This window comes from Methylobacterium sp. W2, assembly GCF_020662345.1.
Lineage (GTDB): Bacteria > Pseudomonadota > Alphaproteobacteria > Rhizobiales > Beijerinckiaceae > Methylobacterium.
Genome location: NZ_VMOA01000038.1, coordinates 1 through 19411, shown reverse-complemented (window position 1 = coordinate 19411; position 19411 = coordinate 1). Strand labels below are relative to the sequence as shown.

The window sequence follows — 19411 nt, the reverse complement described above, 5'->3', positions numbered from 1 at the left end:
GCGCCATCTGCGGATCTCAGTAACGGGGCCAACGATGCCGAATTCATTTGGCCTCAACCGCTCGCTAGGCGGCGCGATCGGCATCATTGCGGTGGTATCGGTTCTCAGCAGTGGCGCGACGTTCCTTACCCTCAACCACTTGCATGAGGCGACGGAGACACGCGGTCGTTCCAGCCAGGTTATCCGCGCCCTTGGTGAGTTCCAGGCAGCCATGCTCAACCAAGAGACTGGGCTGCGCGGCTACCTGATCACCGGGCGCGTGAGTAGCCTTGAGCCGTATCAGTCGGGACGGCCAGCTTTAGATGACGCGATCAACCATCTCAGCGACCTGATTGGTCACGATGCCGAGCCGTCACGCTTGCTCGCGGAAGCCATAGCAGCCGCCCGCGCTTGGCAAGCAGATATTGCAGAGCCAGCGATCCGAAATGCTACTTCTGCGGCGACGCGACCCGAGGCGATCCGGCTGGAGAGCGATGGATCAGGCAAACAGCTGTTCGATACTTTTCGGGGAAAGCTCGCTGCGATCGAGGGCGTGGAAGAGCGGATCCGCGTAACGCAAAACGAGCGTCTCATTCAGGCGGAGCGTAACGCGAGCCTTGCGCTATGGCTGGGTACTCTGCTCACGCTCCTGATTTGTGCCGGGATCGGCGTCGCCATCAACCGCCTGATCGTCAGGCCACTCCTGGGCGTGATGGCTTTCGTCGAACAAATCGGTGCTGGTGATCTGACTGGCCGTATAGGGGTAAGGGGGCGCGACGAGATCGGTCGCCTTAGTGCGACGCTGAACACGATGGTAACCGGGCTCACCAACCTGGCTCTGACCAATCGCTCGGCTACGAACGATCTCAACGCCGCCGCCGCAGAGATTCGCGCTTCCGCGCAGGAACAAGCCGCCAGCGTCGAGGAGCAATTCGCCGCAGTGCAGGAGACCGCTGCAACCGTTGACGAGATTGCACATTCAGGGGCCGGGATCGTCAAGCGTGCTAATGAGATCATTGCCACGGCACAGGCCTCTGCCCAGACGGCGCGCGCCGGATTGCGGGCGGCCACCGACACTGCCAGGGCCATGGACGCGATCCGTGAGCAGGGCGAAGCGGTGGCTGGCAACATCGTCGCTCTGAGCGAGAAGACCCAAGTCATCGGCGACATCATCGCCACGGTCGACGATATCTCGGAACGCACGCACCTGCTGGCTCTGAACGCCGCGATCGAAGCTGCCGCTGCTGGCGAGGCCGGGCGCAGCTTCGCGGTCGTCGCCACCGAGATGAAACGGCTCGCCGATCAGGCCAAAGCCGCCACCGTTCAGGTGCGTGGCCTCCTGGGGGAGATCCAGCGTGGCATCAACTCGTCGGTCATGCTCACGGAGGAAGCAGTCAAACGCGCTGCCACCGGGAAGACCCGAACGGACGCGACCGTGCGCACGATCGAGGAAATGGCTGCACGTGTGGAAGAGGGCGCGCAAACATTCCAGCAGATTGTTGCATCAACGAACCAGCAGCAGCTTGGCATCGAGCAGGTGACGGGTGCCCTTCGAAATATCCGTGAGGCCAGCCAGCAGACTGCGGCTGGCACGCGCGAAGCCGAGAAGGCTTCAGCCAACCTCAGTGAGCTGGCACAAGGGCTATTGATGCTCGCGGGCCGCTACCAGCTTTGAAGTGTATGGTCCTGGAGCGAACCCGCCCCTCGGACCCGGGTATCCCGCCGCGCAGACGCATGGCTATACCCGTCACGGCACCACGACGCTGTTTGCGGCCCTCGTTTTCCTGGAAGACCAGCCGTGACCTCGAACGTGATCGATCTCCGCCTCGGCAAGCTGGAAAAGGCAAGGGAGGCCAATCGCTTCGACGACATGTCGGAGGAGCAGCTGAACGAGGAAATCAACCTCTACCTCAGCGAGGTCTGCGCCCTCTACGGCACCGTGAATGCGACGGCCGAGGCCCTGAAGGCGTCGCCCGATCGCCTGGACCAGGAGGTCGCCGGGCACCTCGAATGGTACATCGGCTATGTGGGTGAGGAGCGGGCTGCTGGGCGGATGGGGTGAGTGACCGGACGCTTAGTACCTCAACGGCGCCGCACACGGTTTAGTGCAAGCGCTACAAGCGTACATACCGCGCACGAGAAAAGATAAACGCCCACCGACCGGAGGCCAAAGGTGCTTGCCAGTAGGAGAGCAACAAGCGGTGCGAACCCAGCGCCGATGAACCAAGCTGCCGTCGCGGTCGTACCCGCGCCCGTGTAACGGTGCTTGGATGAGAAGCTGCCGTTTAGCGCGCCCGACGATTGACCAAAGGCGAACCCAAGCAGTCCAAAGCCGAGCAGCACGTAGGTCCATTCGCCGGCAGGTCCTTCACCGAGCAGCTGCGGCGCGAAGCTGCTGTAAGCTCCAATCAGGACAGCCGATACGGCAAGCACCGTTCGGCCGCCAATGCGATCTGCAATCACGCCCGACAGCGCCACGGTCACGAGACCTATAGCTGCTCCGACCAGTTCGATGACCAAAAAGCGTAAGGGAGCGTCGCTTTTTGTGAGTACGACCCATGATAGCGGGAACACGGTGACGAGGTGAAAGAGCGCGAAGCTTGCCAATGGGGCGAACGCGCCGAGCACGACCGTCCGTCCCTCATCGCGGATGAGGTCCGACAGCGGAGAAGGCTGCAACTCTCGGCTTTCGTAAAGCCGTGTGAACTCAGGGGTCGAGATTAGGCGCAGCCGGGCAAACAGCGCCACGACGTTGATGACGAACGCAACGAAGAACGGGTAACGCCAGCCCCAGTCAAGGAAATCCGCAGGCTTCAGCGTCGACAGCAGAAACGCGAACAAGGCGCTGGCGACGAACATGCCAATTGGCGCGCCGAGCTGCGGGATCATTCTGAACCAGCCGCGCCGCTCCCGCGGCGCGCTGAGCGACAGCAGTGCGGGTAGCCCATCCCAGGTTCCACCCTGCGCAAAGCCCTGCCCGATGCGCAGGACAGCCAGACAGATCGCGGCGAGACTACCAACCTGTTCGTGACCCGGCAGGAACGCCATGGCGGCCGTCGATCCACCGAGCAGGAAGAGCGCCGCCGTCAGCTTGACGCCCCGTCCATGCCGACGGTCGATCCGCATGAAGAGGAGTGCGCCGAAGGGCCGGGCGACAAAGGCAAGCGAGAAGATGGCGAAGGAGTAGAGGGTTCCGGTCAGGGCGTCGGTGTAGGGAAAGATTAGCGACGGAAACACCAGCGCCGAGGCGATCGCGTAGACGAAGAAGTCGAAAAACTCCGACGATCGTCCGATGATGACGCCCACCGCAATTTCACCAGGCCGGATCCGGTGCTCCCGCGCATTGATGAGACGGGCGTCGCGCTCCAGCGGTGTCGAGCTAGCGGCTCCGGCGGGTGTGACTGCCATGCGTTCTTTCCTTTTGTCCAATCCGAACCGGGCGTTTCGGTCTGGGCGGCCGCGCGGCCATCGAACCTGCAAAGGGCCATAGCGGCTCATGAACTGAGGCGGTTTGATCGCGGTCAAAGTCGGCGGAGCCGGGGGCGGCTATTCCGGCGGCCATGTCCCAGCCATGCCCAGCCCAGGATCGCGCCTCATGAAACGGGCCTACGGCCTCCCCGTGCTCTTGCCGCTCGCCGTCCTGCCGTTCCTGCTCGGCGGCTGCAACATGGTGGTGATGAACCCAACTGGAGACATCGCCCTCCAGCAACGCAACCTGATCCTGTTCTCCGTCGGCGTCATGCTGCTCATCATCGTTCCGGTGATGGTTCTGACGGTGGTGTTCGCCTGGAGGTACAGACGCGGCAACCCGAACAAGGTCTACGACCCAGACTTCGACCATTCGACGACGCTCGAACTGGTGATCTGGTCCTGCCCGCTCCTCATTATCATCGCGCTAAGCGCAGTGACCTGGACCAGCACCCACCTGCTCGATCCGTTCCGGCCGCTGGACCGTATCGCATCAGGTGTACCCGTTCCGGCCGGCACCAAGCCACTGAACGTCCAGGTCGTGGCGCTCGATTGGAAATGGCTGTTCATCTACCCGGACCTTGGCGTCGCTACGGTCAACGAACTCGCGCTACCCGTGAACGTGCCGGTACGCTTCTCGATCACCTCGACGGACCAGTTCAACACGTTCTATGCGCCGACACTCGCCGGCATGATCTACGCCATGCCGACCATGCGCTCGGAGCTGAACGCGGTGCTCAACAAGCCCGGCGACAGTTGGGGGTATTCGGGCAATTACTCGGGCCGCGGCTATTCCGACATGCGCTTCAAGCTGCGTGGCGTCGAAGAAGCTGAATTTAACAATTGGGTAACGCAGGTGAAGGCAGGCGGCGGCAGCCTGGCCCTCTCGGACCTCGTCGCGTTGATCAAGCCGAGCGAGCGGGTGCCGGCGATGCGCTTTGCCTCCGTTGAGGAGGGGCTGTTCGACCGCGCCGTCAACCGCTGCATCGAGCCGGGCAAGCCATGCATGATCGATGTCATGCGTCGCGACATGGCAACGGGCGCCGGCCACGCGCATCCGCATGCGGTACCAACCATGCCCCCTGGCCGCGCCGCAGAGCCGCTCATCGGCGGCAAACCCAAGCCTGCGCTCCAGAAGGCGCCGGAGGAGAAGGGCTCCGGCCCGAACGTCACCAAGCCCGCGCAGCCCAATCCCCCCGGCGGACTCGAACCAGGCAGCGTGCACAACCGCGACCACCAATAATCCTTTCCCACGCCGCCTCCCCAGCAGGTCCGGCGTGAGTGGCAAGACCGATTCTTCCCATTGGGACCGTCATGACCGACATCCATCTTAAGACGATCTTCGGCCGTTTGACCTGGGAATCCTTCCCGATCCACGAGCCTATCCTGTTCGGCACGTTCGTCGTCGTCGTGCTGCTCGGGCTCGCCATCGTCGGCGCAGTGACGTGGTACCGGCTCTGGGGCTATCTCTGGCACGAATGGTTCACGAGCGTCGATCACAAGCGGATCGGCATCATGTACGTCATCCTCGGCATCATCATGCTGCTACGGGGCTTTGCCGACGCACTGATGATGCGTGCGCAGCAGGCGATCGCCTTCGGAGCGAACGAGGGCTATCTGCCTGCGCACCATTACGATCAGATCTTCACCGCCCATGGGACGATCATGATCTTCTTCGTGGCGATCCCCTTGGTGGTGGGCATCATCAACTACGTGATGCCGCTCCAGATCGGGGCACGAGACGTCGCCTTCCCCTTCCTGAACAACCTGAGCTTCTGGCTCACCGCCGCCGGGGCAGCGCTCACCATGATCTCGCTGTTCGTGGGTGAGTTCGCGCGCACGGGCTGGCTGTCCTACGCGCCGCTGGCTGGGCTCGCCTACAGCCCAGATACGGGCGTCGATTACTATCTCTGGTCGCTTCAGATCGCAGGCGTCGGGACGACGCTGTCGGCGATCAACATGGTCGCCACCATCATTAAGATGCGTGCGCCCGGCATGACCATGATGAAGCTGCCGGTCTTCTGCTGGACCGCGCTCTGCTCGAACGTGCTGGCAATCGCGATCTTCCCCGCACTCACTGCGGCCTTCTTCCTACTGATGCTCGATCGCTACGTCGGCACCAACTTCTTCACCAATGACCTCGGCGGTGCGCCGATGATGTACTGGAACATGGTCTGGATCTGGGGTCACCCGGAAGTCTACGTCCTCGTGCTGCCCGCGTTCGGCATCTATTCCGAGATCACTTCGACGTTCTCCGGCAAGCGTCTCTTTGGCTACTCCTCGATGGTCTACGCCACCGTCGTCATCACGATCCTGTCCTACCTCGTCTGGCTGCACCACTTCTTCACCATGGGGGCTGGGCCTGCAGTAAATAGCTTCTTCGGCATCGCTACGATGGTGATCTCGATCCCCACGGGCGCCAAAATCTTCAACTGGCTGTTCACGATGTATCGCGGCGATATCCGGTTCGAACTGCCTATGATGTGGGTCGTCGCCTTCATGCTGACCTTCGTAGTCGGCGGCATGACCGGCGTTCTGCTTGCGATCCCGCCCGCGGATTTCGTACTCCACAACTCGCTCTTCCTCGTGGCGCACTTCCACAACGTGATCATCGGCGGCGTCGTGTTCGGCCTATTCGCCGCCATAGTCTACTGGTTCCCCAAGGCCTTCGGTTTCAAACTCGATCCGTTCTGGGGCAAGGTTGCCTTCTGGGGCTGGGTCGTCGGCTACTGGGTCGCCTGGACGCCGATCTACGTCGTGGGGCTGATGGGCACCGCCCGCCGCGTCCGGCACTTCGACGATCCGAGTCTTCAGCCCTACTTCGTCATCGCAGCTATCGGCGGCCTCATCATCCTCGTCGGCATCCTCGGCTTCGTGATGAGCATCGTCATGGGCTTCGTGAAGCGCGCCGAGTTGCGCGACACTACGGGCGATCCCTGGAACGGCCGGACCCTTGAATGGTCCACCACCTCGCCGCCGCCCGCCTACAACTTCGCATTTCTACCCGTCGTGCACGATCTTGACGCCTGGTACGACATGAAATCCCGCAGCTACCAGCGGCCCGCGGACGGCTTCCGCCCGATCCACATGCCGAAGAACACCGGCACGGGCGTGATCCTCTCTGCCCTCGCGTTCACCCTCGGCTTCGGCATGGTCTGGTACATCTGGTGGCTCGCACTCCTGAGCTTCGTCGCCCTGCTCGCGGTCTTGATCGGCCACACCTTCAACCTCAACCGCGACACCTTCATCCCCGCCGACGAGGTTGCCTCGACGGAGGACAGGCGGCAGCCGCAACTGGGCATGGGGGCCTGACATGACCGATCGCATGGGCGACATCCGCGAGACCGACATCCGCTGGCACCCGACGGAGATGGAGGAGCACGACCACAGCGGAGGCGCCACGGTCCTGGGGTTCTGGATCTACCTAATGAGCGACGCGCTCATTTTTGCCTCGCTGTTCGCGATGTTCGGCGTAGTCAGCAGCAGCTATGCCGGCGGCCCCGGTCCACGGCAGCTCTTCGACTTGCCGCTGGTGGCTCTCAACACCGCGCTACTGCTCGCCTCGTCGATCACGTTCGGGCAGGCCATCCCGCATATGGAGGCTGGCCGGGTCGGCCCGACGAGGGCTTGGCTCGCTGTCACCGGGCTCCTCGGGGCAGCCTTCGTCGGGGTGGAGCTCTACGAGTTCGCGAGTCTCATCCAGGAGGGGGCCGGTCCGCAGCGCAGCGCGTTCTTGTCGGCCTTCTTCACTTTGGTCGGTACTCATGGTGCGCATGTCACCGTCGGGCTGATCTGGATCGTCATGATGCTGGTCCAGACCGGACAGCATGGGCTCACGGGCGAGATGAAGCGCCGGATCATCTGCCTGTCGATGTTCTGGCACTTCCTCGACATCATCTGGATCGGCGTCTTCAACTTCGTCTACCTTTTTGGAGTGATCCGGTGAGCACCCATTCCCTCAACACGCCGCGCGACACCGATATTGGGACGCCCGGTGCTGCTCATGGGCACGACAGCCGCCGCAGCTACCGGATCGGCGTCGCGCTCTCGATCCTGCTCACCGTGGTTCCGTTCTGGCTGGTCATGTCGAAGGCTCTGCCGAACCCGACGGCGACGGCGGCGATCATCTTCGTGCTCGCGCTGATCCAGATCGTCGTCCACGTCGTCAGCTTCCTCCACCTCGACACACGCTCCGAGGGTGGCTGGACGCTGCTCGCCTTCCTTTTCACGGCGGTGATCGTGGTGCTGACCATCGGCGGGTCCGTCTGGGTGATGTACCATCTCAACGCGAACATGATGCCGATGCCAGACGCCGCCATGGGGCCAATGCACTGACGGCGACGGTTCGGATACGGGGTACCGCTGTCGCTCCTCCGTACCCGGCACCAATGTGATCAACGAACGTTTCGCAATCAGGATCACCCCATGATCTCGCTGGAGCCTTCCGTCCTCCCCGCGCCTGCCGCGGATCCTTCCGGACTCATCGCTGAGGCGGAGCTCCTCCGGCTCATGGCGCGGCACGAGCGCCTAGCCTGCCTGTGCGACCACCTGGAAGCCTGTGCCGACATACTCCCCACTTGGCCGGTCGAAGGCCAGGCCAAGCGGCTCCGCGCGGCACTCAGCGACTTCATCATGCATGAGGCGCAAAGCAGTGCCTTCGTCGCCGAAATGTTCGGCCCAGGGCTCCAAAATTCACTGGCAGCTGTTCTGCTTCGCCACGTCGAAGCGCGCCGAACCGACGATCTCGTCCATGCCGAAGACCTGATGGCGGTGCTCGACGTGAAGCCGGGTGCGGCCGGCAGGATCTCTGCCGACACGCTCGCCTACATGCTCCGCTGCTTCTTCGCGGCATGCCGACAGAGGATGGCTTTCGAGATACTGGCGCTCCTGATGCTCGCCCAGCACCGCCTGACGGCGGGCGGCAGATCCCTGCTTGTCGACAGCCTGAGCCGCCGGGCGGCGTGATTTACGCCGCCATAGCCCGCTTCTTGAGCGCGTTCCCATCGACAATCGTGATGGTTCGGGCGCCGGATAGGACGACGACCTCGGCGCTCTTCAGCTTCGTCAATTGTCGACTAACTGTCTCGATCGTCATTCCCAACACGTCTGCCATGTGTCCGCGCGTCATTGGCAGGTCGAACGTCACCGGCTCGGACTGGTCCGGCAGGTAGCTATGCCGGCCCGCCCGGACGGCCATGTCGAGTAGGAGGCCAGCTACTTTTTCTCCAGCGGAAAGACGGGCCAGGGTCAGCATGCGTGTGCGCGCGTCCTTCAACGCTCCGAGTGTGCGCTGGAGCAGAAGATTCCCCATTCGCGCATGCTCCTCTAGGAAGCGTTCGAATAAGAGTCGCGGGAATGTGCACAGCTCAGCGTCTGACAAGGCCGTGACCGTGAAAGCGATCTCAGTTGTGTAGGGCTCGCCGACGAAATCGGCCGGGTAGACCAGGCTGACGATCTGCTCGCGCCCGTCTGTCGTTGCAGCAACGACCTTCAGGACACCAGACTGAAGGTTAGCGCAGATCCGGCTCTCATCGCCCGCCCACATCACAGTCTCACCAGCCATGAGGCGGCGGCGCTGAGAGAGACTGCTGAGGATAATGCGTTCCTCATCGTTGAGACAGCTGCATAAGGCGTGTTCGCGCACGGGACAGAGTTCGCACGCATCGATCGACATTGATCCGTTCCTTGGTCTCTCAGCACAGTCGCGCATCGTCCGCGGACTGTGCGGCCTCGATCGCCAGAGCTCTGGAGTGGTCACCCCGCCCGACGGGTCGCACCCTGGCGCGTACGAACAGCATCAGGGGCTTCCGGATCGACGCCCCCTAACTGGTCCCGTCGACATTGCAGATCCTTGATCCAGATCAAGGCGGTTCCGCATGGCTGGAAGACGGGCTCCCTCACCCTCCGAGACGTTCGAGCCGAGGCAGATCGAGCAGGCGCACACCGCCCGGCACGATGAGGATAGCCTTCTCCCGGTCGAGTCGCGTCAGCGTGCGGCTCACCGTCTCGACCGTGAGGCCGAGATGATCCGCGATGTCCTGCCGCCCCATCGGCAGCTCCAGCGTCACGGAGGTTAGGCCGATCCGTACGTAGCGCCCACGCAGCGTGAGCAGAAAGCTCGCGACCTTTTCCTCAGCCCCGCGGCGGCCAAGCAGGAGCATTTGATCTTGCGCGAGGCCAAGTTCATAGCCCGCACGCTCATGCAGACGCTGCAGTAGATGAGGCTTTCGTGCCACCAGTTCCTGGAACGCCCGGCGCTCGAAGCGGCAGACCGTGACGGGCGATAGGGCCTCGGCGGTGATGGTGTGCCGCTCGGGCATGGCAAGGCCAAGAAAGTCGCCGACAAGGGCAAACCCCATGACGTGCCGCCGCCCGTCCGGCAGCAGACGTAAGAGGCGAACCGCTCCTTCGGTGATGTTGTAGACTGCGCTCGCCTCCTCGTCCTGTGCGAACAGGGTCCCGCGTGGATTGTAAGCGACGCGACGGCTCAGGGATTCGAGTTCGGCAAGCTCGTCGCTCGTAAGCGCAGCGCAAACGCTGACGAGGCGGACTTTGCACTCGGCACAGCCGCCTTCGGACCGACCGTGCCGGCAGGACTGCCCATTAGGGGCGCAGGTCTCGCTCGACATTAGGCAGGCCTCATATTCCCATTCTGGATGAGAACCTTACTCATTCAGAACGGGAACGCCCACCCGCCGCATTCTGCGCGCTGCCTCCTAAGTGCCGACCGTTTGTCGATTCTTCCTGTCGGGGGATCGCAGGACGATCGATGGCAGGCGGAGGAACGTGCCAGCTCGACGGCCTCGCAAGTATCGGCGCGAAGCCGCCAATCCGCGATGTTCGCGATCTCGCGAAAAAGGGCCTTGGCCTCGTAGAGCGCCCCCACTTCGGAATTCGCGCGCACGACCGTCCGATGCTGCAAGACGCGACGGTCGTGGCCGGCGCCATCCGTGATCACTTTGTGGAACATGACTATGTATCGGTGCATCCGGGGCTTCCGGTCGGTTGCTGAAATGGCGAAGCCTCTGAACTGAAACGCGGATTTGGTCAGAAGTCGTATTCATAGAGCCCGAATCCGCGCGACCCCGGCGGTTCGGGCGCCTCCATCGGGTCGATTCCGTCAGAGCACGATCCAGAGCAAACCAGTCACCATGACGGAGGCCCCGATGGCGAGGCCGAGGGCCTGAAAGCTGCCGATGGCCCGATAGCGATATCCGTCCTCGGCGACGGGCCGCGTATCCGCGAGCCTCGACGCCGACCGCCCGGCCATGCCTCTCGGCATCCCGACACTGCGCACCGCCGGCCCAAATGCCGTTCCTATCACCACGCTCATGGCCGTCTCCCGTCCTGGTTACGGAGGTCATGATGCCCGGGCCTTGGGGGCGATCCTTGATCCATTCAAATGAAGAGTTTGATTGTATGTGGGGGAACCCTCAGACCTGACGTCCCCCCATCGCTTTGGTCCGGCTTGAGTGCGAGTTTTCCGGTTTTGTGAGACCCTGATGGGAGGAGCGGAACCGTGAAGAAGAGCAGGTTCACCGAAGAGCAGATCGCCTTCGCGCTGAAGCAGGCCGAAACTGGGACGCCGGTCGCGGAGGTGCTGCGCCGGATGGGCATCTCCGAGCAGACATTCTATCGCTGGAAGAAGCTCTACGGCGGTTTGGGCACGGGCGAACTGCGGCGGCTGAAGCAGCTCGAGGAGGAGAACCGCAAGCTCAAGCAGCTCGTGGCCGATCTGAGCCTCGACAAGCACATCTTGCAGGACGTGCTCGCAAAAAAGCTCTGACGCCTGCTCGGCGACGCGACCTCGTGCACCAGGTTCAAGAGGCACACGGGGTGAGTGAGCGGCGCGGCTGCGTCGCGCTCGGCGTCGGCCGGTCGAGCATCCGCTACCGCTCGACCAAGCCCGATCAGGCACCGCTGCGGATGCGCATCTGCGATCTGGCCAAGAGCCGGGTGCGCTACGGCTACTACCGGATCTACATCCTGCTGCGCCGGGAAGGTTGGCGAGTGAACCATAAGAGGGTTCACCGTCTCTACCGGGACGAGGGGCTGAGCCTGCGGCTCAAGCGGCCGCGCCGGCACGTCAGCGGGGCACACCGGGAGCGTCAGCCTGCCGCGCTCCGGCCGAACGAGCGGTGGTCGATGGACTTCGTCACCGACGCGCTGTTCGCCGGCTGCCGGCCCTGACGGTCGTCGATGCGTTCACGCGGGAGGCTCTGGCGATCGAGGTCGACCAAGGCATCGAAGGCGAGCAGGTCGTGGCTGTCGTCGGACGCTTGGCACTGCTGCGCGGAGCACCGAGCGCGATTCAGGTCGATAACGGGCCTGAACCGAAGGACCGCGTAGCGAGTTCGTCTCGAAAGCACTCGACCGCTGGGCCTACGAGAACGGTGTTACGTTGGACTTCTCGCGCCCTGGCAAGCCGACCGACAATGCGCTGGTCGAGTCGTTCAACGGCCGCCTGCGCGACGAGTGCCTGAACGCAAACTGGTTCTTGTCGTTGGCCGACGCGAGGAGCAAGATCGAGACGTGGCGGCGGCACTACAACGAGAGCCGTCCTCACACAGCCCTGGGGTGGCGAACGCCCCAGGAATTTGCCTTGGCGGCGGCCCTGCAGGCCGCAGAATGAGACCCGGAAGCTCACCTTCCGGCCGGACCAAAATCCGGGGGACCCTCACACAGCCCGAGAACTTGCATAGGCCTTGGACCACAAACGGGGTCAACTCCAACATGGCTCAAAGCCATACCTTAGAGAGGACCACTTTTCAGGGGGCAGGCCAGATCCGCTCGCGCTCGTCCGTGGTCGGGCCGCCCCGCATGCCCTGATCACGCTCGGACTGCCGGATCCAGTTCCGGAGCGTCTCCCCTGAACAGCCGATCTTGGCCGCGATCGAATTGATCGCCGCCCATTGTGAGTCATGCTCGCCTTGATGATCCAGGACCATCCGCACCGCGCGGGCACGGACCTCAGGGGAATAGGGTGGGGTTCGCTTCGTCATGGCTCCATCCTCTCAAGAGTTGGAGCCTCCGAGAAACCAGGTGCGGTGCACTCTCGCTGATGCCGACGGCGTTGAGGTTGCGGATATCACCGGACGCCAGGTCATCACCCCAGCATTCCCGTTTGGGAGGCCCGCCGATGATCCCCGCCGCCGCTGCATAGGGGCCGTGCGCGCCCAACCTCAACCCGGCCGAGTGCCAGAGCGCCGGAGGCGAGGGCGAAGTTCTAGGTCAATCGCAGAGCTTGGCGGGTTTCCAGTACGCACGGTCAAGCCGGAATGAATGGATGTCTGTCATACACACGCAACGGTGCAACGAAACCATCCGTGTCATTGGGGATTGATCATTAACATGGGTGAAAAGGCTGCCCGTCAGCGAACAGTCAATTTTACCATGATCTACACCCGCAACCGTTTCCTCATCTGGGCTCCCCGTCCTGGAAAGCGTCACTTGACCCCGTTCAAGATCGGAGTCGACTATGCGATGGGGGACGCTTTCCCCCTCATCGAGGGCGACTTCCCGGAGCGGATTGCGCTGGCTATGGAGGCCCTCGAGGCATCCGAGACCAGGGCGGGTGGGATCGTCACTTAGATCGGCGGGAAGTGCCCGATCAAACGCACGCCGTCCCACAGGTCCACGCCCTGGGCATCCACCATAGCTTTGGCTTTGTACTTCGCCTCGCGATCATCAAGGGCGAAGAACAGGACTGTGAGCGATACCGCTCCGCCCGGGTCCACGAAGTTGGCCCAGTAGGTCGTGCAATCTTTCTCGGCAGGTGCAGCCAAGCTGGTACCTCCTATAGCCCAGCTTATACGTTTCCGAACGGGGATTGTTGCGTTGCATTCAGTTCTCGCGACCTTTTGGATCCCCGGAGGGCATCCAGTGGCCTGCCCCCCATGAGGCACAGAGGTTGCACCGTCACCTTCTGGATTGGTCCGGAGGGCTCAATGGCTGAAGCAGATCCTGCTGCGCCGTTTTGGCTTGGTTTTGAAGCGTTTAACCAGGGTGATACCTTGGATGAATGTCCCTACCCACGGGGTTCAGACGATAGAGATATGTGGTCTGAAGGGTTTGATCTCGCCAGATGTCTTGTTTTGGGCTCGCCAAGCCAACCGAACGCTCCAGCGCCGCAAAACGCTTGAGGAAAGCCGAATTGCCTCCTCGATCCATCCAACGCTCCGATCAGATCTCGCCATGCTCCACCCGTAGGGCCGCCGCCTGACCCTGAAGCTCGAGCGCCTTGATCCGGTGGGATCTAGCCAATTGTTGGAACGCCTTCGCGTACTTCGGCCGATCCGTGTGTCCCGCCAACTCGGCCAACAGGCTGAATTCCTCGGCACGATCCGAGTTCTTATCGATGGCTTCCTGCAAGGCCTCTAGGGCTTTCAAGACCTCCGGGCTCATCAGGCAGCCCACCGAGCAAGGGCAGCCTCGGCCTGGCCCCGGTTGTCACGGATGCGGTAGATGGTGCCGCGCGAGATGCCAGTGGCCTTGTGGATCGCAGCGACGGCCTCGCCCCGATTGAAAGCATCCACCACGGAGTCGAACTGCTTGCGGGTGTAGCTGGGCTTCCGGCCGAGATAGGCGTCCTCGCGGCCCTTGGCGTGCTCGATGCCGGCCTTCTGCGCTTCCTTCGTGGCCTCGGTCTGCGCCTGGGCCGTGGCGGCCATGAACAAGATCAGCGCGTCCCGCACGGCCATCAGCATCGGGTCCGTGGTGGCGCCGTCGAAGACCATACCGTTGATGACCGTCTTCACGATCACGCCCCGGCGCATGAACTCGCGAATGGTCTCGGTCACGTCCGCGTAGTTGCGGCCGAGCCGGTCCACCCACCGGACCACCAGTACGTCGTCCCGTCGCAACATGTCGAAGAGACGGCGACCCTGGGGGCGATCCGCGAGCGCGGTGGAGACACCGGACACGCCCTCGTCAGCTACCACCACGTCGATCTCGAAACCGGCGGCCTTGGCCTGCTTGGCCTGGTGCGCTGCGGTTTGCTCGTCAGTGGACACACGAGCGTAGAAAACGATCTGCATATGCTCGGCTCCATGTCCGCAAGGACTATGTCCACATAAATATATGTCCACAAGGCGAAAGCAACCCTTGCGGACACATCTTCCATCCCCCTTCCATAAGTCCTCTGGGGTATACTCATATGGACATCAAGAGCCATGCACAGTGCGCATGCTCGTTCCAATGTGCCGAGCAGCCGAGTTCAGGTCAGCTCTTATTTCACTGAGAGCAAAGAACATTTCATGAGCATAGCAGGACGTTTGAACCAGCACGATGTAGTTGAATAAGGTACACAATTTGCGAGAAATTTACCATTCGCCTCGCTTGTGTCCCTGGGGCAAATGTCGCCCTCGCGAGAACGGTCGATGCACTCTCACTTCCAACAAGCCGACGTAGGTCGTGGGCAGATCAACACCTCAGTACGGACAGGCCGACTGACGTTGCGAACCAAGCTCGTTGCCTTGCTGCTCGTCTTCGGCCTCGTCCCCGCTGGCGTGATCTACGGCGCAGTGTGGATGCAGGCCGATCACTTTCGCTCAATGTTGAGCCAGCGCATGGCTGATAGTGCCGCCACCATCAACGATCTCATCGACCGCAACCTGTTCGAGCGCTACGGCGATGTCCAAGCCTTCGGTATGAATGTCGCCGCACATAGCCCTGCCAATTGGCACCGGCCAGGTGCTGAGAACCCGCTCGTGCATGTCATGAACGACTATGTGGCGGCTTATGGTTTGTACAAGCTCAGCGTCCTTGTCAGCCCCTAAGGCGAAGTGCTGGCTGTCAACTCGGCCGATGCCAAAAGACAGACGATCGACACCAAGTGGCTCTATGGGCATTCCTTTGCCCAGGAGCCGTGGCTGCAGAAGGCGCTCAGGGGCGAGTTTCTAAAAGGTGCAAACGGCTTCACCGGCACGGTCGTCACGCAACCCGCTGCCTCACCGATCGTGGCTAAGGTCTACGATAACGATGGCTACAGCATCACCTTCGCTGCCCCTGTAAAGGACCAGAACAGCAAGCTCGTTGGCGTGTGGGCGAACTTCGCCACTTTTGATTTCGTCGAGCAGATCGTAGGCGACGCCTACAGGCCGCTGGCGAACAGTGGCATGACAGGCGCAGAGATCACGGTCCTCAGCCCCAAGGGCGTGGTGCTCGTAGACTATGACCCGACGCCACAGGGAGCCGGACCGTACAAACGCAATTTCAGCGTCGTTGGGAAGCTCAATCTCGTTGAGAAGGGCGTGGAAGCGGCCGTTTCAGCTGTGCGAGGTGAGCAAGGGGCTATGGTCTCAGTGCACGCCCGCAAGGGCATAGAGCAGGCGAGCGGCTACGCGCACAGTGTGGGTGCCTACGACTATCCGGGCCTGGGCTGGTCCGTTCTGGTACGCACGCCGTCAGGCGAAGCGTTCGCCAGCATCAACAGCGTCTTGAAGCAGATCGGGATCGTGCTCGGCTGTACGCTTGTCGTAATCCTGGCACTTGGCTGGTTGATTGGCAGCGGTGTCGCCCGCCCTCTGCGTGGGCTGAACGCAGCGATGGCACGGCTAGCAGGCGGTGATCTCGCCGTCACTGTTCCGGCGCAGGAGCGGTCAGACGAGATCGGCGACATGGCCAAAGCCGTCGATGTGTTCAAGGACAGTTTGATCCGCACGCGTGAGCTGGAGGAGGAGACGGCTCTGGCCCGCGCTGGCGCCGAGGCGCAACGCAAGGCCACGATGCACGAGATGGCTGCCACTTTCGAGGCAGCCGTGGGCGGTATCGTCGGCATAGTCACCTCGGCAGCTACGGAGTTGCAGGCCACAGCTCAGAGCATGTCTGGCACAGCTGCCGAGACAGCTAGCCAGTCTACCAGCGTTGCAGCTGCCGCTGAGGAGGCTGCTACCAACATCGGCACCGTCGCCGCAGCCGCTGAGGAGCTGGGTTCCTCGGTGCAGGTGATCGGCCGGCAGGTGAGTGGATCTGCTCAGCTCGCCCAAACCGCAGTCAATGAGGCAGCTCAGACCACAAGCCTCGTACAAGAGCTGAACGGAGCGGTATCGAAGATTGGGGACGTGGTCACGATGATCTCGGCAATCGCTGGGCAGACGAACCTGCTGGCGCTCAACGCCACCATTGAGGCAGCCCGAGCTGGCGAGGCGGGGCGGGGCTTCGCCGTGGTTGCGGCCGAGGTGAAGGAGCTTGCCGCCCAGACGGCGCGGGCCACCGACGAAATCAGTGGCCAGATCAGCCAGATCCAGGGTGTGACGGGTCAGGCCGTCTCAGCTATCGGCAACATCACCTCACGTATCCAGGAGATCAGCGGTGTGGCCACGGCCATTGCAGCGGCCGTTGAGGAGCAGGGTGTGGCCACGCAGGAGATCGTGCGCAACGTGGCTCAGGCGGCAGTGGGTACGGGCGAGATGACGAGCAACATCGCAGGTGTGGCGGGTGCCGCTGAGGAGACTGGTGCGGCGGCCAGTCAGGTGCTCGCCTCAGCCTCTGAGCTATCGCGTCAGTCTGAGAGCTTGAGCACCGAGGTGGATCGCTTCCTCGCCACGGTCCGCGCCGCTTAAGGCCGCTCCTCCACCTCTCACACACGAACCAGCTTTTGAATTTCGAGTATGAGTGAGCCACCGTCGTTCATGCTTCTCCGATGAAGCGGGAACGACCTGCCAGCGTTGCAAAGACCGTCACCAGCAGACTGGCCGCAACCAGAAGGGACATCGGCACCGACCAATCACCGGTGACCTCGTGCAGCAGGCCAACCAGGAGCGGACCAGCTGCGGCGCCCACGTATCCGATAAACTGTGCCATGCCGGATAAGGCGGCGGCCTGCTGATGGTCATGGGTCCGTAGCGCGAGCAGGGACAGGCTTGTTACCATGGCGACGCCTGCGCCAAGCCCGGCGCAGGTGAGCCAGAGCAGCGACAACCCCGGCCACAACAGCAAGCCTGTCGACCCCGTCAGCAGTAGCAGGCCGCATCCGAAGCCAAGCATCGTCTGATCCTCAAACCGCCGGATGAGCGATGCAGTGCCAAGATTGGTGATGATAGCAATGACTTGGTAGACGAGCAGGTAGAGCCCCGCCGTCGCCTGCGGCAAGCCGGCGCTGAGCGCGTAGGAAGCGAACCAGTCCACGACCGCGTAGAAGACGAAGGAGTGAAGTGCGAAGAACAGCGACACTTGCCAGCCGACCGGGTGCCGCCAGGGCGAGACGGCTGGCTTCGCGAGACTGCTTGACACGGGAAGGTGATGCTGGACGCCTCGCAACTGCGGCATCCAAAGGATGAGCGTCACCAGCGAGAGCAGCGCGCAGGCACCTAGCGACCAGCGCCAATCCGAGCCCGGTAGGCGGGCGATCGGAACCGCAAGTCCTGCCGCGAGCCCTGCCGCGCCCGCCATCGCCGCCGCGTAGAGGCCAATCAACCCAGGCGCGCTTTCGGGGAAGTCACGCTTGACCAGGCCGGGCAGGAGGACATTGCCGAACGCGATGCCGATGCTCAGCAGCGCCGTGCCAAGCCAGATCGCTCCGGGCACGGCAAGGGAGCGCAAGAGCGTTCCCGTCAGGATAGCGAAGACGGCGGACCCCAAGATACGCTCAAGGCCGTAGCGTCGCCCGATAGCAGGCGCCCCCAGCGAGAGGACCGCGAAGATCAGCAGCGGCAGCGCGTTGAGGATGCCCGCGCCGGTGTCAGTTAGACCAATGCTTCTCTGGATGTCCGGAAGCACCGGTCCCAGACCGGTGATGGGCGCTCGGAGATTAGCCCCGATCAGGACGATGCCGGCGCCGAGTGTCACCCGGGATCTGCCCAGGGGGGCACTCGTGCTTGAGATGGAAGACATGTTTCAACCTTTGCACCAGCGACACGCCCCAATGGGCACGATCTGCTGTGGTGCGTTGGTTGACGTTAACGCTTACGCGAAAGGCACCTTCTGCCTGTCGTCTGTGTCGGCAATTAGCCCGCCTGTCAGGCTCCGTCAACTGACGACCCATAGGGCTTAGGTCGAGTAAAGGATCCGCACCAGCCGGACTGTGATGTTCGATTTGTCTGGTCTCGCCAACGGACGTTGCTACTATGATCTTGTTCATCTCATGCTGAGTGCTAAACATCCGATTTATCAATCCTACGCCTGCAAGCGGCCGGTCCGAAAACCACCCGTCTTCGACATTTAGGGATGGGTGCCAAGCGTCGGATTTCAATCACTACCAGCCCAGTCCCAGCGTTCGGGTGCTTTCGCTCGGCTCGATCGAACGCAGTTTATCCGCCATCTTTACCAACGCTGCCAAAGCCGTAGCGCGCAGTTCAGCGGTCTCTGCGTTCCTATGGTCGAGAGCTGCGGCCAGGAGTGCCGAAACCGCAACCGCTTCAGCAATTGCAAGATCGAGTTCAGGCGTCACCTTCACCCGTCGTTTCAGGCTGCTCGCCGAGTTGGATGCCTCGGCGGTCACGATCTCCCCCATCCCGAGGGATGCTGTCTCTACAGCGCTCGCCCACGGCCGCAGGATCGTAGCGACCAACGCCGGTAGTTCTGCACCGTCATCAAGCATTCTCACTCACTCCACCCTGCGGACGTCCTGGCCAAGCGTGATCCGTACCACAGGCCGGTGAGTGCCAACGATCGAATGAGCCCTATCAACATCTTTACTCGTGAAACCTATTAGCTCATGCTATATTTGTTCATTAAGTGATTGAGCTGGCTGATCTACGACTGATCGGATGTGCCAGCATCTGTGAGAACAGGGCTGATGCGAGGACGAGGAAAGCCATTCCAGAAGGGTCAGACCGGCAATCCCGCCGGCCGTCCCAAAGGCAGCCGCAGCAAGTCAGCGCTCGCCTTGGAAGCGATCCTGGAGGGCGATGCCGAGAGCATCGTCCGGAAAGCCATCGAGCTCGCCACCGACGGCGACACGCAGGCCCTGCGGATGTGCCTAGATCGCCTCATGCCGGCCAGGAAAGACCGCCCGGTGCAGTTC

General features: G+C 62.4%; 21 protein-coding genes and 2 pseudogenes. 12 read left to right on the top strand and 11 right to left on the bottom strand.

What is annotated here, in order from left to right; translation table 11 throughout:
* Nucleotides 1-34 precede the first annotated feature (34 nt).
* A complete protein-coding gene (locus tag FPV16_RS19100) occupies nucleotides 35-1654 on the top strand; it encodes a methyl-accepting chemotaxis protein (protein WP_227439957.1) in 1620 nt (539 codons plus the stop codon).
* 123 nt (nucleotides 1655-1777) lie between these two features.
* Nucleotides 1778-2041 (top strand): hypothetical protein, encoded by a 264-nt coding sequence (locus tag FPV16_RS19095; RefSeq protein ID WP_227439956.1) that lies wholly within the window; start codon nucleotides 1778-1780, stop codon nucleotides 2039-2041.
* A gap of 20 nt (nucleotides 2042-2061) precedes the next feature.
* Here the strand turns inward: FPV16_RS19095 and FPV16_RS19090 are convergent, their stop codons facing one another.
* Complete coding sequence (locus FPV16_RS19090; protein WP_227439955.1) at nucleotides 2062-3387, bottom strand: MFS transporter; 1326 nt, start codon at nucleotides 3385-3387, stop codon at nucleotides 2062-2064.
* Nucleotides 3388-3574: 187 nt separating this feature from the next.
* Between FPV16_RS19090 and cyoA the strand changes: the two genes are divergently transcribed.
* The 5 genes from cyoA to FPV16_RS19065 all read left to right on the top strand — a co-directional run bounded on the left by cyoA (nucleotide 3575) and on the right by FPV16_RS19065 (nucleotide 8412).
* On the top strand, nucleotides 3575-4690 hold the full coding sequence (gene cyoA, locus FPV16_RS19085) for a ubiquinol oxidase subunit II (protein WP_227439954.1): 1116 nt from the start codon (nucleotides 3575-3577) through the stop codon (nucleotides 4688-4690).
* Nucleotides 4691-4761: 71 nt separating this feature from the next.
* Nucleotides 4762-6759 carry a cytochrome o ubiquinol oxidase subunit I gene (gene cyoB, locus FPV16_RS19080; RefSeq protein ID WP_227439953.1) on the top strand — a complete coding sequence of 666 codons (1998 nt, stop codon included), beginning with the start codon at nucleotides 4762-4764 and terminating at the stop codon, nucleotides 6757-6759.
* Between the two features lies 1 nt (nucleotide 6760).
* Nucleotides 6761-7393: a cytochrome o ubiquinol oxidase subunit III gene (cyoC, locus tag FPV16_RS19075; protein ID WP_227439952.1), complete on the top strand. Its 633-nt coding sequence runs from the start codon at nucleotides 6761-6763 to the stop codon at nucleotides 7391-7393.
* The gene (gene cyoD, locus FPV16_RS19070) at nucleotides 7390-7782 is read left to right on the top strand and encodes a cytochrome o ubiquinol oxidase subunit IV (protein WP_227439951.1); all 393 of its coding nucleotides are present in this window, start codon (nucleotides 7390-7392) and stop codon (nucleotides 7780-7782) included. Before cyoC ends, cyoD begins: the two co-directional genes overlap by 4 nt.
* A 90-nt stretch (nucleotides 7783-7872) precedes the next feature.
* A complete protein-coding gene (locus FPV16_RS19065) occupies nucleotides 7873-8412 on the top strand; it encodes a hypothetical protein (RefSeq protein WP_227439950.1) in 540 nt (179 codons plus the stop codon).
* A 1-nt stretch (nucleotide 8413) separates the two neighbouring features.
* Here FPV16_RS19065 and FPV16_RS19060 read toward each other — a convergent pair whose 3' ends face one another.
* The 4 genes from FPV16_RS19060 to FPV16_RS19045 all read right to left on the bottom strand — a co-directional run bounded on the left by FPV16_RS19060 (nucleotide 8414) and on the right by FPV16_RS19045 (nucleotide 10780).
* Entirely contained in the window at nucleotides 8414-9121 is a 708-nt protein-coding gene (locus FPV16_RS19060; protein ID WP_227439949.1) for a Crp/Fnr family transcriptional regulator, read from the bottom strand.
* 223 nt (nucleotides 9122-9344) lie between these two features.
* Entirely contained in the window at nucleotides 9345-10076 is a 732-nt protein-coding gene (locus FPV16_RS19055) for a Crp/Fnr family transcriptional regulator (RefSeq protein ID WP_227439948.1), read from the bottom strand.
* Nucleotides 10077-10120: 44 nt separating this feature from the next.
* The gene (locus FPV16_RS19050; RefSeq protein ID WP_319802254.1) at nucleotides 10121-10417 is read right to left on the bottom strand and encodes a hypothetical protein; all 297 of its coding nucleotides are present in this window, start codon (nucleotides 10415-10417) and stop codon (nucleotides 10121-10123) included.
* A gap of 150 nt (nucleotides 10418-10567) precedes the next feature.
* Nucleotides 10568-10780, bottom strand: a complete 213-nt coding sequence (locus FPV16_RS19045) for a hypothetical protein (RefSeq protein ID WP_227439947.1) — start codon at nucleotides 10778-10780, stop codon at nucleotides 10568-10570.
* Nucleotides 10781-10966: 186 nt separating this feature from the next.
* Here FPV16_RS19045 and FPV16_RS19040 point away from each other — a divergent pair.
* Nucleotides 10967-12079 (top strand): annotated as a pseudogene (locus tag FPV16_RS19040) (IS3 family transposase).
* Between the two features lie 151 nt (nucleotides 12080-12230).
* Here the strand turns inward: FPV16_RS19040 and FPV16_RS19035 are convergent.
* Nucleotides 12231-12449, bottom strand: a pseudogene (locus FPV16_RS19035) (transposase); the annotation flags it as partial.
* Between the two features lie 448 nt (nucleotides 12450-12897).
* Between FPV16_RS19035 and FPV16_RS19030 the strand changes: the two are divergent.
* Entirely contained in the window at nucleotides 12898-13038 is a 141-nt protein-coding gene (locus FPV16_RS19030) for a hypothetical protein (RefSeq protein ID WP_227439946.1), read from the top strand.
* Here the strand turns inward: FPV16_RS19030 and FPV16_RS19025 are convergent.
* The 3 genes from FPV16_RS19025 to FPV16_RS19015 all read right to left on the bottom strand — a co-directional run bounded on the left by FPV16_RS19025 (nucleotide 13035) and on the right by FPV16_RS19015 (nucleotide 14483).
* Nucleotides 13035-13232 (bottom strand): hypothetical protein, encoded by a 198-nt coding sequence (locus FPV16_RS19025; protein WP_227439945.1) that lies wholly within the window; start codon nucleotides 13230-13232, stop codon nucleotides 13035-13037. The two genes, FPV16_RS19030 and FPV16_RS19025, sit on opposite strands and share 4 nt — an antisense overlap.
* 397 nt (nucleotides 13233-13629) lie before the next feature.
* Entirely contained in the window at nucleotides 13630-13851 is a 222-nt protein-coding gene (locus FPV16_RS19020; protein ID WP_227439944.1) for a hypothetical protein, read from the bottom strand.
* The gene (locus FPV16_RS19015; protein WP_227439943.1) at nucleotides 13851-14483 is read right to left on the bottom strand and encodes a recombinase family protein; all 633 of its coding nucleotides are present in this window, start codon (nucleotides 14481-14483) and stop codon (nucleotides 13851-13853) included. The genes FPV16_RS19020 and FPV16_RS19015 overlap by 1 nt, the downstream gene beginning before the upstream one ends.
* Before the next feature lie 342 nt (nucleotides 14484-14825).
* Between FPV16_RS19015 and FPV16_RS19010 the strand changes: the two genes are divergently transcribed.
* Both FPV16_RS19010 and FPV16_RS19005 read left to right on the top strand, forming a co-directional pair.
* A complete protein-coding gene (locus FPV16_RS19010; protein WP_227439942.1) occupies nucleotides 14826-15224 on the top strand; it encodes a hypothetical protein in 399 nt (132 codons plus the stop codon).
* Nucleotides 15225-15230: 6 nt separating this feature from the next.
* Nucleotides 15231-17009: a methyl-accepting chemotaxis protein gene (locus tag FPV16_RS19005; protein ID WP_227439941.1), complete on the top strand. Its 1779-nt coding sequence runs from the start codon at nucleotides 15231-15233 to the stop codon at nucleotides 17007-17009.
* A 67-nt stretch (nucleotides 17010-17076) separates the two neighbouring features.
* On the opposite strand, the gene FPV16_RS19000 is transcribed toward FPV16_RS19005, so the two are convergent.
* On the bottom strand, nucleotides 17077-18234 hold the full coding sequence (locus tag FPV16_RS19000) for an MFS transporter (protein WP_227439940.1): 1158 nt from the start codon (nucleotides 18232-18234) through the stop codon (nucleotides 17077-17079).
* 406 nt (nucleotides 18235-18640) lie between these two features.
* Nucleotides 18641-18985 carry a hypothetical protein gene (locus FPV16_RS18995; protein WP_227439939.1) on the bottom strand — a complete coding sequence of 115 codons (345 nt, stop codon included), beginning with the start codon at nucleotides 18983-18985 and terminating at the stop codon, nucleotides 18641-18643.
* Between the two features lie 198 nt (nucleotides 18986-19183).
* On the opposite strand from FPV16_RS18995, the gene FPV16_RS18990 reads away from it, so the two are divergent.
* On the top strand, nucleotides 19184-19411 hold a 228-nt coding region (locus FPV16_RS18990; RefSeq protein WP_227439938.1), incomplete at its 3' end, for a DUF5681 domain-containing protein.